Raw genomic sequence first — 13,742 nt, 5'->3', positions numbered from 1 at the left:
TTAATAAGGCATAAAACAATGAAACACTTAGATTTAAATATAGTCGTAGGCCAAGCAGGGTATCCTTTTTCCATCGAAGATGTCAAATGGCTAAGCAAAAGCGGAACAGAAAATAGCGTGGTAATGGCAAAAGCTCTTAGTAACTTGCAGAAGTTAGGAGCCAATTCTCCTATAGCAAGTACTGAGCATAATTCAATTATCATTGACGATAACTACGCAATTATCGAAGATAATATTTACAAGATTTCCAATCCAGTTTTTGTAAAAGATGTATTTGCCAACAACAACTTAATTTCTGATGGTGTATTTTGGCATATCAATCCATCATCCCCAAGCCCAGAAGCAAACATTGACAAACACTTAACAATAAATGGTGTAAAATCAGAAGATCCTATTCTTCCTTACTCTGAGCGAGTGGCAACACTTATCACCCCAAGCACACATGCGAATTTATGGGGAGATGGTAATCCTGCCAGTAACGAACAATTAAAAAAGTTTGAATTACTAAATCTGTCTGACATTATTTACGGAGACATACGTAAGGACATGCATGTGAACTCTCTTTTAACTGTTAACAAAAAGCTTACGGTAAATGATATTATTGAAACACAGGATGTTCTAATCTCATCAGATGCTCGATTCAAAGAAAATATTCTTCCAATCACTGAAGCTCTGGAGAAGATAAAAAAGCTCAATGGTGTAAGCTATACGAGAAATGACACTGAAGCAAAAGATAAGAAACATGTTGGTTTCATAGCTCAAGAGGTAGAAGGCGTACTTCCTGAACTAGTGGAAGAAAACGCTGACGGCTACAAATCAGTGAAATACGCACAGCTCACAGCGGTTCTTTCAGAGGCTATTATTGAACTAGATAAAAAAATAGACAAGCTCAATACCGCTATGGATAATTATAGATATCTGCAAAACATAAATAAATAAGACTATGGCAGAAGATATAGAACAAATATTTTATCATTACGGAAGAGATGCTGAAGATGGTCCTCAAGGATATCCAGGTCCGCCAGGGTATCCTGGATTTCCCGGCCCACCTGGGCAATCTTACCCTGGAAAAAATGGAAACAGGGGTGAAAAAGGCGATAGAGGAGAAGATGGTGATCCCGGTGATCCTGGCTTAGAAGGGTTGATAGGACCTCCAGGTTATGATGGAGATTCTACCAGTTCAAACATTAAAATAGCAAGTGCTCGATCCATTGAATATTCTTCAGAAGAAGAAAGCGAACAAACGGTCAAAGAGATATTACTAAGTTCCAATACTACCAATACAGAAATCTTATGCCGCAATGGAGAAAGAATCATTATCAAACAAGGAAAAATTTTAGAATGGATCTCTTCATCTGGAGATCCCATATTTGAGTCTAAAACATCAAATCTTACATAGATGAAAACAGTACCTTTTGAAGAATGGAGAGATGGGATTCCCGGCCCGCAAGGATACGATGGACCAATGGGACCTGATGGTTTCCAGGGAGAAGCTGGTGTTGATTATTATGGAGCTGATGGGGCTGATGGACCTAAAGGAGAAAAAGGAGATAAAGGAGACAAAGGACAACAAGGTTATCAAGGTCCTCATGGTGAAAGAGGAGACTCTGGTGTATCACTAGAAAAAATATCTGTAGCTCATGCATGTATCAAAGGATCAACTAACCAAAGTCGGATGCTGCATAACTTCATCCATACTTCTCTTGAAGGATATAAAATAAAGTTAAACCTTACAAGTGGAGATTCTATCATCATCAATGAAGGATATATAGAAGAATGGGAATGGACAGATGAAAATGGAGATACTCAACGGTTATCAGAATTATAGATAAGCACAAATCATGGCAGTAATAGTAATTAATAAATATATAAATGGTAGAGATGGCCAAAGAGGCTTGCCAGGTCCTGTAGGGCCACAAGGAGACCCTGGCCCTCCGGGAGCGCCAGGCGTACCAGGCCCTCCAGGCGTAAATGGAATTGCAGGTCCAAAAGGTGATCCTGGCTTTTCAGGACCTCGAGGGCCAATAGGACCACAGGGGCCTAAAGGAGAACCGGGGCGATCTCCTATAGAATATGAATTCTTGACTTCATTATCAATTGACAATATTGAAATATTAGAAAAACCTAGTGAAGATAACGCTCCTCATGAACACTCAATCAAAGAAGAACTAGAAAAGGTACGAAATTTTCCAACAGCCTTAGTTAATTTAATAGGGGGTGATCAAATCCGTATTGAAAGAGGAGTTATAGTAAGCTGGAATATGTATGATAAAAATCATGGACAATGGCGTCGCTTTCTATAATAGACTATAAAATATCAAGTTCTATAAGGCTATGCATAAATGCCATAGCATAAAACAATAATAAATATGTCAGATATAATTCCAGAAAAAGGTGATCCTGGGTTGCACGGTCTCCATGGCATGAGAGGTCCTAGAGGATATAGAGGTCATGCAGGTTCGCAAGGGGAAAAAGGCGATAAAGGAGAGAAAGGAGAGAAGGGAGATAAAGGGGAGAAAGGCGAATACACTGAACATTATCATGATGAACGATACAGTCCTGTCTCACATCAGCATAATGCTTATGAACTAATAGGACTTGATAATGAAATTTCCAAAAATCACTATACGAAATCAAATTTAGAAAATGCAGGAAAGTCATCAGTGCATTGGGATAACATAACCAATGCACCTTCATATGCCGAAAGGACGCATGAGCATACATCCAGTGATATCAGTGATTTGGAAGAAACGATTCAATCCCAGCATTATACAAAAAACAATTTGTCTACTGCCGGAGAATCATCAGTGCATTGGGACAATATCACTGATGCCCCTGATATATCCGGAACAGATCCGAACCACACACATGTTATTCAAGATGTGGAAGGGTTGGAAGAAGCTTTGAGCAACACTACTTCATCTCCAAACCTCCTGCATACCAATATTAATGAATTAATAACGAGCACCAAAGTATTCAATCACCCTACTGATGAGTCTCATTTGGGGGCTTTATTTAGCAGGTACGCAGGATTTGGCTTTGGAGATGATCCTAATGGATCACGCTTCATTTTTAAATATGACGCAGGAAACACCAACAGATTGGTGATGGACTCATCTTTAAATACATTTGACGATGGCGATCTAGGATGGTTTAGAAGAATGCTATTTCCAAGCAGAAACTCCAAACAAGGGGAAGGAAACTTTATTTTTACAGATCAAGTTGCAATTAATCTACCTCAATCAGCAATTGATCAAGGCTTTTTTTCCACCATGTATATGGTGAATGATGAAGTAAAGTGGGCTACAGGAATCTACCGATCTGATCATCAAAGATATGATTTTCTTTACTCTACAGGCATAAATAGTGAAGGGAAAGTTACAGGAAATAGGCCTATATCATTAGACGGACCTGACAGTGCGATTGTCTTGGAGCCGAATAAAGGAAAGTTAAGACATGGTGATAAAATCATTGTAGATAGCGATGGAAAAATTGATTTCAATGTAATTAAAAACTCACCAGTATCTGAAGCAACTAATATTAATGATTTTGAATGGCAATATTTAGACTCTGGAGCAAAAGTAAATCAAGTCATTAAAACATTTAGTTCAACTACCCCGCATGGAATATGCCTATCAATATCCGGACTTATAAAATCTGATTATGATTATGCTTTTACTAGTACCCAAACAGAAACATTAAGAAATCCATTAAATGGAGATATCTCTAGCTCTCATCCTAGTAGTATAATTCTGGGTGAGGTCAATGGCATAAGAGTTAGCCTCATCTACACAGGAAGCGAATTGCAGCTTGAAGTAGACAATACCGAAAATCAATATAGATATTTCAGTCTTACCAATTTAAAAACTTTGACATACCATGAATTAAATTAAAACCACATTTTAACCAACATCAAACCTAAACAAACATGTACACACTTGATATCATAAGAACTGAAACTAGCCCTGCAGGAACATATGGAGATTTGTTCATTTTTAATAATGACAACTTAAAATATACTTGCAAAACACTTGAGCTACCTTGGAGGAATAACCAAAGGAATATCTCTTGTATTCCAGAGGGCTTATACAAAGGTATAAAACATCAATCGCCTAAATTCGGCAAATGTTTTAAAATTCTTAATGTAGCAAACAGAAGCCATATTCTAATACATCCTGCAAATTATACTAGACAATTGCAAGGGTGCATTGCTATAGGTCAAAGACATATAGATATAGATGGGGACGGTATAAAAGACATAACAAGCAGCAAAGCAACATTAAATGAATTGCTGGAAATACTACCCGATAATATTAATATCAACATAATAAATGCGTATCTATGATTAAAGCTCCATTAAACTATTTCATAACCTTCACCACCATCTTGATTCTAATTATCATTTTTTTCAGATGGTCTGACAACAGGTTTAAAAACAGATCAATTCAAGAAATTAGATCCACCGATACTTTGATCAGATATGATACGGTCCATATCAATGATACCATAATCATAGATCATGAAGTTAAAATTCCTGAATTTCATATAGATACTATATTAGTTCACAAAGAACGTTTAGATACTATAAAAACCTATCAAGGAACGGTTTACTTTGATTCTTCAGCATCTGTATGGTATTCATCAAGAGTGAAAGGCGAATTGTTAGGAATGAATTTATCTTATACTAACAATAATCCTCAAATCATAAAAACGCAAACCATAAATCATTATAAAGTTTCAAAGCCTCGAGCATCACTATGGCTTGGAAGCAGTATCACAAACAATGATGTATTTGCTCAAGCAACATTACAATACAAGAAATATCAAATTGGCTTAGGCTATTCTCCTATACACAAAAACAGCATGCTTAGCATGTCATATAAAATTTTTTAGATAAAAGAAAAATGACGGTATTAGAATCATTACATCAATTTGTGGATAAAGTGGCCCTAAAAGGGGAAGAGATCTACGCAAAAGTAGGTGTCGTCACTGAAATTCAGGAAGACAAATCCACATGCACAATTGTGCCAATAGATGGATCTCCAACCATATACGATGTGAAACTTCAAGTTTCCCCGTCCCCAATTCCTCATGAAATACCTTCTGTAAGCGAAGATATCAATCAACAAAAAATTTTAAGTCAGGCGAAAGGGACAACCATGGTGGTCCCTAAAAAAGGGAGCTTCGCTTGTGTGATATTTATCAACTCTACTACTGCATTTATAGGAATGGTAGAAAAAGCTGATAAGATATTCAACATAATTAATCCTTCCATAGGAGATACTCCTAATACCGCCATGCAAATGAGTGAAGGCAATTTACTATTAGAAGCTACTGGTACAGAGCGTTCAGGAGGTGAAATTAAAATTTGGGCTGGAGAATCTAGTTTATCAATAAAAAAAAACGCCGAGGAAAATACATTTACTGCGATAGTAAACGAGACCAAAACTCTTAATATTACTAATAATGAAATAACAATATCAGAAAATAGTACGGGACAGATAATCAAACTAAGCGAAACAGATAAAAATATCAAGATTTTATCCGATGAAACTTCCGTTATTATCGATCATGATAAAATAGAAGCTACAAAAGAAAAATCTAAACTTACTATTAACGATAGCCATATAGAGTTACAAATAGAAGGCGGTAGTAAAATTGAATCCAAAAAAGATAAATTAACATTAGCTCTAAAAGACAGTAAAATAGAAATTACAGAAAATAGCATTGATATAAATAATGGCGCATTAAAAGTAAACAGTTAAGTACTATAATACCTAAAAAATAAACTAATCAATAAATAGATAGACAATATAGTACCCTTTAAAGTTATTTTTTTTAAAATAAATACATATATTATTTAAGCAAATAATAAAATTACATTGATCAAAAATTTGATTTTTTTATGAAAACAGCGATATCAAAAAACAAAGCTTATTGCCAAAGGGGAAGAAACTCAGATCTAATTGAACGAAGAAATAAAGCATTAATCCAAAGATTTTATTATTGGACTGAAGTCAAAAGAAGAAGATTTGACGATACATTAAAAATTTTAAGCCTTGACGAGTTCTTTATTTCAGAATACACCATTGAAAATATTATAAAAAGAAATCTATTTTACTTGGAAGATTTAATCGAAAAAAAACCAAGTATACAAAGACTCAATAGAATCTAACCCACTTAAAAAAGCTCCTTTGTATTCAATTTTATTATTGAATACAAAAGCTATAAAACGTTATTTATTTTTTAACTCTTCCGAGAATATTGATCTTATGGTCTTTTTATCTAATCCGGCTTTTAATAATTGGGTGATCGCCATATCCAATTTGGATTTAGCAACATCAATTTTTTTGATTTGGGCCTCTGTATATTGTGAATCTGAAGACGCAATGAATTGAGTCTGTACGGTGTTGCTTTGTTGGTTAGTCTCAAGATTTTGTGTCCCTACAATGTCATCGACGGATTTCTTGCCTTGGCCTATGGCCTGGATATCGGATTTTTTGATTTTTAATTCTCCTGATAGTATCGATGTTTTCTTGTCAGGGTATTGCGAACCAATAGACTCCAAACCTTTCGCAAATAATGCATCACGCTCAATAGTTGCTCTGCTGACTTTATGTTGAGAGGCTAGAATTTGCGCGGTTTCTCCCGCTCCCTCATTTTGAGGGAACGGAGCATTGGCTCCTTTAAGCAAAGTATCTGAAGCTTTCTTTTTCTCTCTGTTATATTGCAAACCTCTCAGATATCCGGATTGTTCTTTGGTAAGGTTTCTTCTTCCTAGTTGAAGATTGATCATCCAATCCTTGACTGCTTCTTTGTCTGGAAAATTCTTTCGCTCTACTTTAAAGTCTAGCTTGTGCTTTTGTATGATTCCATATCTATTATGTCCGTCAATTAAATAGGATGATCCCTCAGAGGTATCCCAAATAATTAAAGGATCTCTAACTCCTTCTTCGAGAATGTTTTGCTCAAGCTGTGAAAGCTCATCAGGCTTTAACGGTGGAATAAATGCCTTCAACTCAGGATCAATTTGAATCTGAAGCTGTGCGTTGGATTTTGCTATTTTTGATAGATCTCTCTTCTGAGTATGTAATGATGCTTTATCAAGCGTGAACTTCTTCATTTTGAATCTCTTGTACTAAATCTAAAAAATCTTGTTGCGGAGCTTTGGCTTCACCATGCTCAAAAATAGTATGGCTCATCGCAGCAGATTCTATATAATGCTTATAATTTCTAATTTGGGTATTAAGTGTCAAATGAGATTCATTAAGATATTCACTAATCTGCTTTGAAACTCTTAAGTTTCGCATATTATTGATCACTATTCCTATCAATTTAAGATTAGGATTGCCTTCTTGTCGAACTTCCTCAACCAAATTTTGAATGGTATGCAACCCTTTAATTGAAAACTTGCTCGCTTCGGCTGGAATCAATACATGCGAAGATGCATTAAGAGCATTAAGGGTTAAAAAGCCTAAAGATGGTGGGCAATCTATCAAAATATAATCGTAATTCGCCTCGAAATGAGCGATGAGTTGCTTGCACTTGGAAAATCCTGAAATTCTGCCTGCAAATTCTTTCTCAGCCAATGACAGTTCTAAATTCCCCGGAATTATATCCAAAGAGAAATTAGACGCTACATACTGATGAGGAATTGGTTCGTGAGCATGCATGATAACTGCTGAAACATCGCCTTCATTATCTTCTTCAATACCAAAATGATCAGACAAATTAGCCTGAGGATCAAAGTCAATAAGCAGTATTTTCTTCCCTGACAAAGCCAAAGCCGCACCAAGGTTAGCAGTAACGGTGGTCTTGCCGACACCGCCTTTGTGGTTGATAATGGAGATTACTTTTGCCATAGGGTAAATATATAATTATCAATTGATAATTGATAGTGGTTAATTGAAAATGAAAAAATATTGAGATGATAATAAAGCTAGAACAAGATATGAACCTAAAATATTTATCCTTAAAGAAACTCGTCGATGGGCATTTTTTCAACTCCAATGGTTTCACGATTGAGCCAACGGGAATCTCTACTTGTGTATATTAAGAGGCTATCCTCGTCTTCATTCATTATTTTTTTGGCTTTTGATTTTAGTTCTTTGAGTTTTACTTCTGAAAGCTCGCCTTCGAAGGATGAGTTTTGAACCCAGTTCAAATAGCCCCTGCAAAGTTTTAGCATTCTTGAGACTCGCTTTACTCCAATATCATAGATTAATAGTACGTACATAATAATAAAATTGATGTAGTGATAAAATATGGTACGCTTGAATATAGCGTACCTAGAAAGTATTAAGCCTAGCTACCACCAAGCTTTGAATGGCTTGTATGGATCAATGCCCATTATATGTCTAGAAAGCTTGTAACATTCAAGCTTAACTAGATGCTTGTAACTGACGGATTTATTAAGTGCATTATGCTTGATGGTTTCTTTGACTTTTTTGTCAAATGCTTGAATGAATATTTCTTTACCCTTAGGATTCAAAAAGCAACCTCCTATTTTCTGCTCAAAGTGCTTTTGCTGAATTTGCCCTTTGTTAAGTAAACTGAATATCAATCTGTCGATCAAAAGGGGCTTGAATATCTCAGCTAAATCGAGTGCCAAAGAATAACGCCTAGTACCCGGTTCATGAAGAAAGCTAATGGTAGGATTGAGTTGTGTGTGATACAAAGCATCTAAGCAAAGGGTATAACACATCATATTGCCAAAGCTCATAAGCGCATTGACGATATTAAGCGGTGGCTGTTTGCTACGGCCTGCCATGCTATGATTGTTTACTATTTCGTCAAATGCTCCGTAATATACTTGTCTTATATTTCCTTCAATCCCCATTAATTGCTGTGGGTTAGCAGCCGAATCCATATCTCTCTGATAAATCTGAATTTGTTGGATATATTTATCTACAGGCTTATCCCTATTGAGATAATACTTGAGGTTTCGGAGCATATTGTTTACCCCTCCGTGGAGTATCGATTGAGCGATATTCATTCTCTTGCTGCTATGATGATAATAGAGTGTTTGGTTAACCATTACTTTGCCTGCCAATAAATAATCTTTAGGCATAAAAGAACCCGTATAATGCTCATAGTAATCAAAAAAATGGGCTGTAATCTGATTTTTAGCTAGAAAATTATAAAGAGCGGAATTAGCATCGAGACTGCCAAATATGAATAATGAGCTAACTTGATTAACTGGTAAATACCTTGGCTTCCCTTCTTTTTTATTTTCATCTATTGGGGTGAATTTGAGAGTATTGTCTTTGCGACTTAATCTTCCTGGATTGAATAGATAATATGTCTTTTTCATACCTAAGATGTTAAATCTACTGACCAACAAAAATCATAATATGCGCATGACTGACAGAATCTCTGCTCTCTCTTGGGTGGTGAGATCTCAGCTATAGCTATCTGATGAACCTGACTTATCCAAGAATCTACTAATTTATGATCGGAATCTAGCCATATGATTTTATCAGATTTTCTCTCTTCAGGGTAATCTAAAGACGCTGATGCTACAATACCAAGCTCATGAAGCTGATAAAGATAAAACTTGATCTGAGCTTGCTGGGCTTGTTCCATCTTACCTGATCTCTTAGTCTCATGGATGACTTTATTTGCTGGATCATAATAATCTATTTTACCACCGGGAATATCTAATTCCACATATCTTTTTGTACGATGAGCGTAAGCGGTATCATGCAATAATGTGCCATCAGCAACAGCATCAGATGTATGCTCCATGCCTATTCCATTACTAAACAACCATAGCTTGCGGTGGCATATGTGCAAATAATGCACATGAAGAGCTGTAATTTGTATCATATCAATTGGGATTTTGAGGTGTTAAATTTTGGTGAGTCTATAAAAGTGATTTGATACCTGCGAGGTAGTGAGTTAAGCTTGAGTGTATATTCCCTCATAATTAGATAATTAAGTCAGAATACCTATGAGGTAAAGAGTTAAGTTGTCAGAATGAAAAGCGATGCACATCAAACACTGTCAGAATACCTATGAGGTAGTGAGTTAAGGTGCTTAAGTTATTGACTAAGGAAGGCTTTATTGACGTCAGAATACCTATGAGGTAAAAAGTTAAGAGAATTAAAAAAACTGGAAAGAGCGGTCAAGTCCAAATCAGAATACCTATGAGGTAGAGAGTTAAGCAAGACATTCCGCTAACTGATGAATGGAACAAAGAGTCAGAATACCTATGAGGTAGAGAGTTAAGAAAATACGACTCATTGCCGACAATGTTCTCATCCGGGTCAGAATACCTATGAGGTAGAGAGTTAAGTGTCTTCTGGGACATGTTCCAGTACTTGATTGAACAGTCAGAATACCTATGAGGTATAGAGTTAAGAGCAAGAGAGTTCGAAAAGATTGTAATGGATGATTTGTCAGAATACCTATGAGGTAGTGAGTTAAGGCAGGGCCGTTGATATTTGGTTTAGGTGGAATGGTGTCAGAATACCTATGAGGTAGTGAGTTAAGAACAGTCCATTTTCCTCTAATATTCGTACTGGCTGGTCAGAATACCTATGAGGTAGTGAGTTAAGTGTGTTTTTCATAATAATCTAAATTTAATGTAATCGGTCAGAATACCTATGAGGTAGAGAGTTAAGCTTGTAATAAGACTTAAAACATCGGCTTCAGTAATGTCAGAATACCTATGAGGTAGTGAGTTAAGTTAGAATACTTGTTTTTATATAATCCATATTAAAAGTCAGAATACCTATGAGGTAGTGAGTTAAGTCGGACCACACGATCGAGGAGATGCTGATCCAGTCGTCAGAATACCTATGAGGTAGTGAGTTAAGTCGAAAATATCAATGGTACGCATACCCAAATTGATGTCAGAATACCTATGAGGTAGTGAGTTAAGTTAGAAACCTCAAATTTTACTTCTCTGATGTACATGTCAGAATACCTATGAGGTAGTGAGTTAAGTAAGTTTATAGGAGCTTCCACTCCTCGTGAATTCAGGTCAGAATACCTATGAGGTAGTGAGTTAAGGCGACAAAATGGATTCTTGGAGTATTCCCACCGCTGTCAGAATACCTATGAGGTAGTGAGTTAAGTGTTTCAGCCGTAAGAGATGATAAATCCACTGTCGCGTCAGAATACCTATGAGGTAGTGAGTTAAGTGTTTCAGCCGTAAGAGATGATAAATCCACTGTCGCGTCAGAATACCTATGAGGTAGTGAGTTAAGGACAAGCAACTCACAAATGGATTGCTAGTAGCAACGTCAGAATACCTATGAGGTAGTGAGTTAAGAAGAATCAACGAAGCGCCTCCTATCTTAGCAACCAAGTCAGAATACCTATGAGGTAGTGAGTTAAGAATACAAAATTAGAATCTATAACAGAACTATCCGGGTCAGAATACCTATGAGGTAGTGAGTTAAGTCAGATACCAATGTTAAAATAAATGAAACTGATAAGTCAGAATACCTATGAGGTAGTGAGTTAAGAGCACAACAGGCCGCATTACGGTCAGAGCATTGGAGTCAGAATACCTATGAGGTAGTGAGTTAAGCACCAAATACAGATGGACCAAGCACTAATTACCCATGTCAGAATACCTATGAGGTAGTGAGTTAAGGAATCGAATGAAGGCCAAGCTGGTCCAACTGGATTGTCAGAATACCTATGAGGTAGTGAGTTAAGTCGTCTAAATGCACTTGATTAGTCATATATACCTCAGTCAGAATACCTATGAGGTAGTGAGTTAAGGCAATATCCGTTTAAGATAATTGGTACTGTTGTTCTGTCAGAATACCTATGAGGTAGTGAGTTAAGTGAACAAAGAGCAAAAGATGCAATAGGTTCATTTTTGTCAGAATACCTATGAGGTAGTGAGTTAAGGCAGGGCCGTTGATATTTGGTTTAGGTGGAATGGTGTCAGAATACCTATGAGGTAGTGAGTTAAGCATGTGTTTTCAAAGAACATAGAGATTCAAAAATTGTCAGAATACCTATGAGGTAGTGAGTTAAGCTGGCTATTCCTAATGGAAGTATTTTGAATCTCCAGTCAGAATACCTATGAGGTAGTGAGTTAAGGTAAACGGCGTCCCTATTCCGTCGGTCCAAAATACAGTCAGAATACCTATGAGGTAGTGAGTTAAGAAAGTTTTATTCCTTTGTCTTTTGGCTGTTCAATATTGTCAGAATACCTATGAGGTAGTGAGTTAAGAAATGGTTCTATTATTGATAGCAATCAAACAATCGGGTCAGAATACCTATGAGGTAGTGAGTTAAGGAAATATTTAACGTGGTTGATGATTCACTTATTGGGTCAGAATACCTATGAGGTAGTGAGTTAAGGACGCAGAATATATTGTATCAACTGCTTTTGGAATGTCAGAATACCTATGAGGTAGTGAGTTAAGAGCAATCAAATCACGTGGAACAGAAACCATTTTATCGTCAGAATACCTATGAGGTAGTGAGTTAAGATGTAGAGACCAAAAGCGGAAAATTCGTTTATATTGTCAGAATACCTATGAGGTAGTGAGTTAAGGTTATCATCTGTTCTCGCTGCTCTTCTCATAAAAAAGTCAGAATACCTATGAGGTAGTGAGTTAAGAATGAGAACGTTGGATGAGTCATTTATTAATATTGTGTCAGAATACCTATGAGGTAGTGAGTTAAGAGTATCATTATATGACCATGTGCCCATATTCCTAGCGTCAGAATACCTATGAGGTAGTGAGTTAAGTGAATCTGCTATTATTGAGATGTGGAACGTAGAGCAGTCAGAATACCTATGAGGTAGTGAGTTAAGTGGAGCCGACCCGGATATGCCGATATGATAGAGATGTCAGAATACCTATGAGGTAGTGAGTTAAGCACGCCTTACCATTTGCCCTTCGCTTACCAAATTTGGTCAGAATACCTATGAGGTAGTGAGTTAAGCAATTCTTTTACTTTTGCTTTACCTCCCATAGCTTTGTCAGAATACCTATGAGGTAGTGAGTTAAGAGAATTGTACCCAAATCAAAGTAATCATAATAGCTAAGTCAGAATACCTATGAGGTAGTGAGTTAAGATGATCCAAGAAGTAGGTTATTTTTCGATTTTGTTGTCAGAATACCTATGAGGTAGTGAGTTAAGATTTGAACACCATGAACTTGTTGCGAATAATCAAACGTCAGAATACCTATGAGGTAGTGAGTTAAGATAACACAATCACCCCAACAACAGCCACAATTGCCGTCAGAATACCTATGAGGTAGTGAGTTAAGTTAAATCAAACATCAAATTGGGTTGTCATTAGCGAGTCAGAATACCTATGAGGTAGTGAGTTAAGCTTGAACAAGTAACTGAACAAGATACTTTTAATCAGTCAGAATACCTATGAGGTAGTGAGTTAAGTGGAAACCAACAGCAACACCAATTGATTCAATATATGTCAGAATACCTATGAGGTAGTGAGTTAAGTATACAGCGACATTTACTAATAGAAATGAATGGTTTGTCAGAATACCTATGAGGTAGTGAGTTAAGGAAACCTTAGCTTACGAGGAAAGTTTTTTTATTGCCGTCAGAATACCTATGAGGTAGTGAGTTAAGTTAGATGTATTGCTCATCAATCAATCTGGATCAACGTCAGAATACCTATGAGGTAGTGAGTTAAGTATGGATAAACTTCTGAATTCTGGATTATAAATCAAGTCAGAATACCTATGAGGTAGTGAGTTAAGCTTGAAGTTGCCGAATGTATAAGTCTATTCCTTTCG

The 13,742-nt window shown here is 36.4% G+C and carries 14 protein-coding genes and 1 CRISPR repeat array; of the genes, 9 read left to right on the top strand and 5 right to left on the bottom strand.

Going from position 1 to position 13,742, the window contains the following annotated elements:
* Nucleotides 1-18: 18 nt before the first annotated feature.
* From AABK36_RS25055 to AABK36_RS25015, 9 genes are all read left to right on the top strand, one after another.
* Complete coding sequence (locus AABK36_RS25055) at nt 19-939, top strand: tail fiber domain-containing protein (RefSeq protein ID WP_309943178.1); 921 nt, start codon at nt 19-21, stop codon at nt 937-939.
* Between the two features lie 4 nt (nt 940-943).
* Nucleotides 944-1,399, top strand: a complete 456-nt coding sequence (locus AABK36_RS25050; RefSeq protein WP_309943176.1) for a collagen-like triple helix repeat-containing protein — start codon at nt 944-946, stop codon at nt 1,397-1,399.
* Nucleotides 1,400-1,828, top strand: a complete 429-nt coding sequence (locus tag AABK36_RS25045) for a collagen-like triple helix repeat-containing protein (RefSeq protein WP_309943174.1) — start codon at nt 1,400-1,402, stop codon at nt 1,826-1,828.
* Nucleotides 1,829-1,841: 13 nt separating this feature from the next.
* On the top strand, nt 1,842-2,303 hold the full coding sequence (locus AABK36_RS25040) for a collagen-like triple helix repeat-containing protein (protein WP_309943173.1): 462 nt from the start codon (nt 1,842-1,844) through the stop codon (nt 2,301-2,303).
* Nucleotides 2,304-2,369: 66 nt separating this feature from the next.
* A complete protein-coding gene (locus tag AABK36_RS25035; protein WP_309943171.1) occupies nt 2,370-3,893 on the top strand; it encodes a collagen-like triple helix repeat-containing protein in 1,524 nt (507 codons plus the stop codon).
* A 35-nt stretch (nt 3,894-3,928) separates the two neighbouring features.
* A complete protein-coding gene (locus AABK36_RS25030; RefSeq protein ID WP_309943169.1) occupies nt 3,929-4,345 on the top strand; it encodes a DUF5675 family protein in 417 nt (138 codons plus the stop codon).
* Nucleotides 4,342-4,893, top strand: a complete 552-nt coding sequence (locus AABK36_RS25025) for a hypothetical protein (RefSeq protein ID WP_309943167.1) — start codon at nt 4,342-4,344, stop codon at nt 4,891-4,893. Before AABK36_RS25030 ends, AABK36_RS25025 begins: the two co-directional genes overlap by 4 nt.
* A gap of 11 nt (nt 4,894-4,904) precedes the next feature.
* Nucleotides 4,905-5,765 (top strand): hypothetical protein, encoded by an 861-nt coding sequence (locus AABK36_RS25020; protein ID WP_309943166.1) that lies wholly within the window; start codon nt 4,905-4,907, stop codon nt 5,763-5,765.
* Nucleotides 5,766-5,905: 140 nt separating this feature from the next.
* Entirely contained in the window at nt 5,906-6,175 is a 270-nt protein-coding gene (locus AABK36_RS25015; RefSeq protein ID WP_309943164.1) for a hypothetical protein, read from the top strand.
* 60 nt (nt 6,176-6,235) lie between these two features.
* Here AABK36_RS25015 and AABK36_RS25010 read toward each other — a convergent pair whose 3' ends face one another.
* The 5 genes from AABK36_RS25010 to AABK36_RS24990 form a co-directional block, all read right to left on the bottom strand.
* Nucleotides 6,236-7,123 (bottom strand): ParB N-terminal domain-containing protein, encoded by an 888-nt coding sequence (locus AABK36_RS25010; RefSeq protein WP_309943162.1) that lies wholly within the window; start codon nt 7,121-7,123, stop codon nt 6,236-6,238.
* Entirely contained in the window at nt 7,104-7,862 is a 759-nt protein-coding gene (locus AABK36_RS25005) for a ParA family protein (protein ID WP_309943161.1), read from the bottom strand. The genes AABK36_RS25010 and AABK36_RS25005 overlap by 20 nt, the downstream gene beginning before the upstream one ends.
* A 110-nt stretch (nt 7,863-7,972) precedes the next feature.
* On the bottom strand, nt 7,973-8,236 hold the full coding sequence (cas2, locus tag AABK36_RS25000; RefSeq protein WP_309943159.1) for a CRISPR-associated endonuclease Cas2: 264 nt from the start codon (nt 8,234-8,236) through the stop codon (nt 7,973-7,975).
* Between the two features lie 72 nt (nt 8,237-8,308).
* Complete coding sequence (cas1b, locus tag AABK36_RS24995) at nt 8,309-9,313, bottom strand: type I-B CRISPR-associated endonuclease Cas1b (RefSeq protein ID WP_309943158.1); 1,005 nt, start codon at nt 9,311-9,313, stop codon at nt 8,309-8,311.
* Nucleotides 9,314-9,315: 2 nt separating this feature from the next.
* Complete coding sequence (locus AABK36_RS24990; protein ID WP_309943156.1) at nt 9,316-9,828, bottom strand: CRISPR-associated protein Cas4; 513 nt, start codon at nt 9,826-9,828, stop codon at nt 9,316-9,318.
* Nucleotides 9,829-9,940: 112 nt separating this feature from the next.
* A CRISPR array of direct repeats spans nt 9,941-13,706; the repeat unit is 30 nt; unit sequence GTCAGAATACCTATGAGGTAGTGAGTTAAG.
* Between the last annotated feature and the right edge of the window lie 36 nt (nt 13,707-13,742).

Source organism: Aureibacter tunicatorum, from assembly GCF_036492635.1.
In the GTDB taxonomy this organism is placed as follows: Bacteria; Bacteroidota; Bacteroidia; order Cytophagales; family Cyclobacteriaceae; genus Aureibacter; species Aureibacter tunicatorum.
The sequence above is the reverse complement of the archived record's forward strand: the minus strand, read 5'-3'. Positions and strand labels throughout refer to the sequence as shown.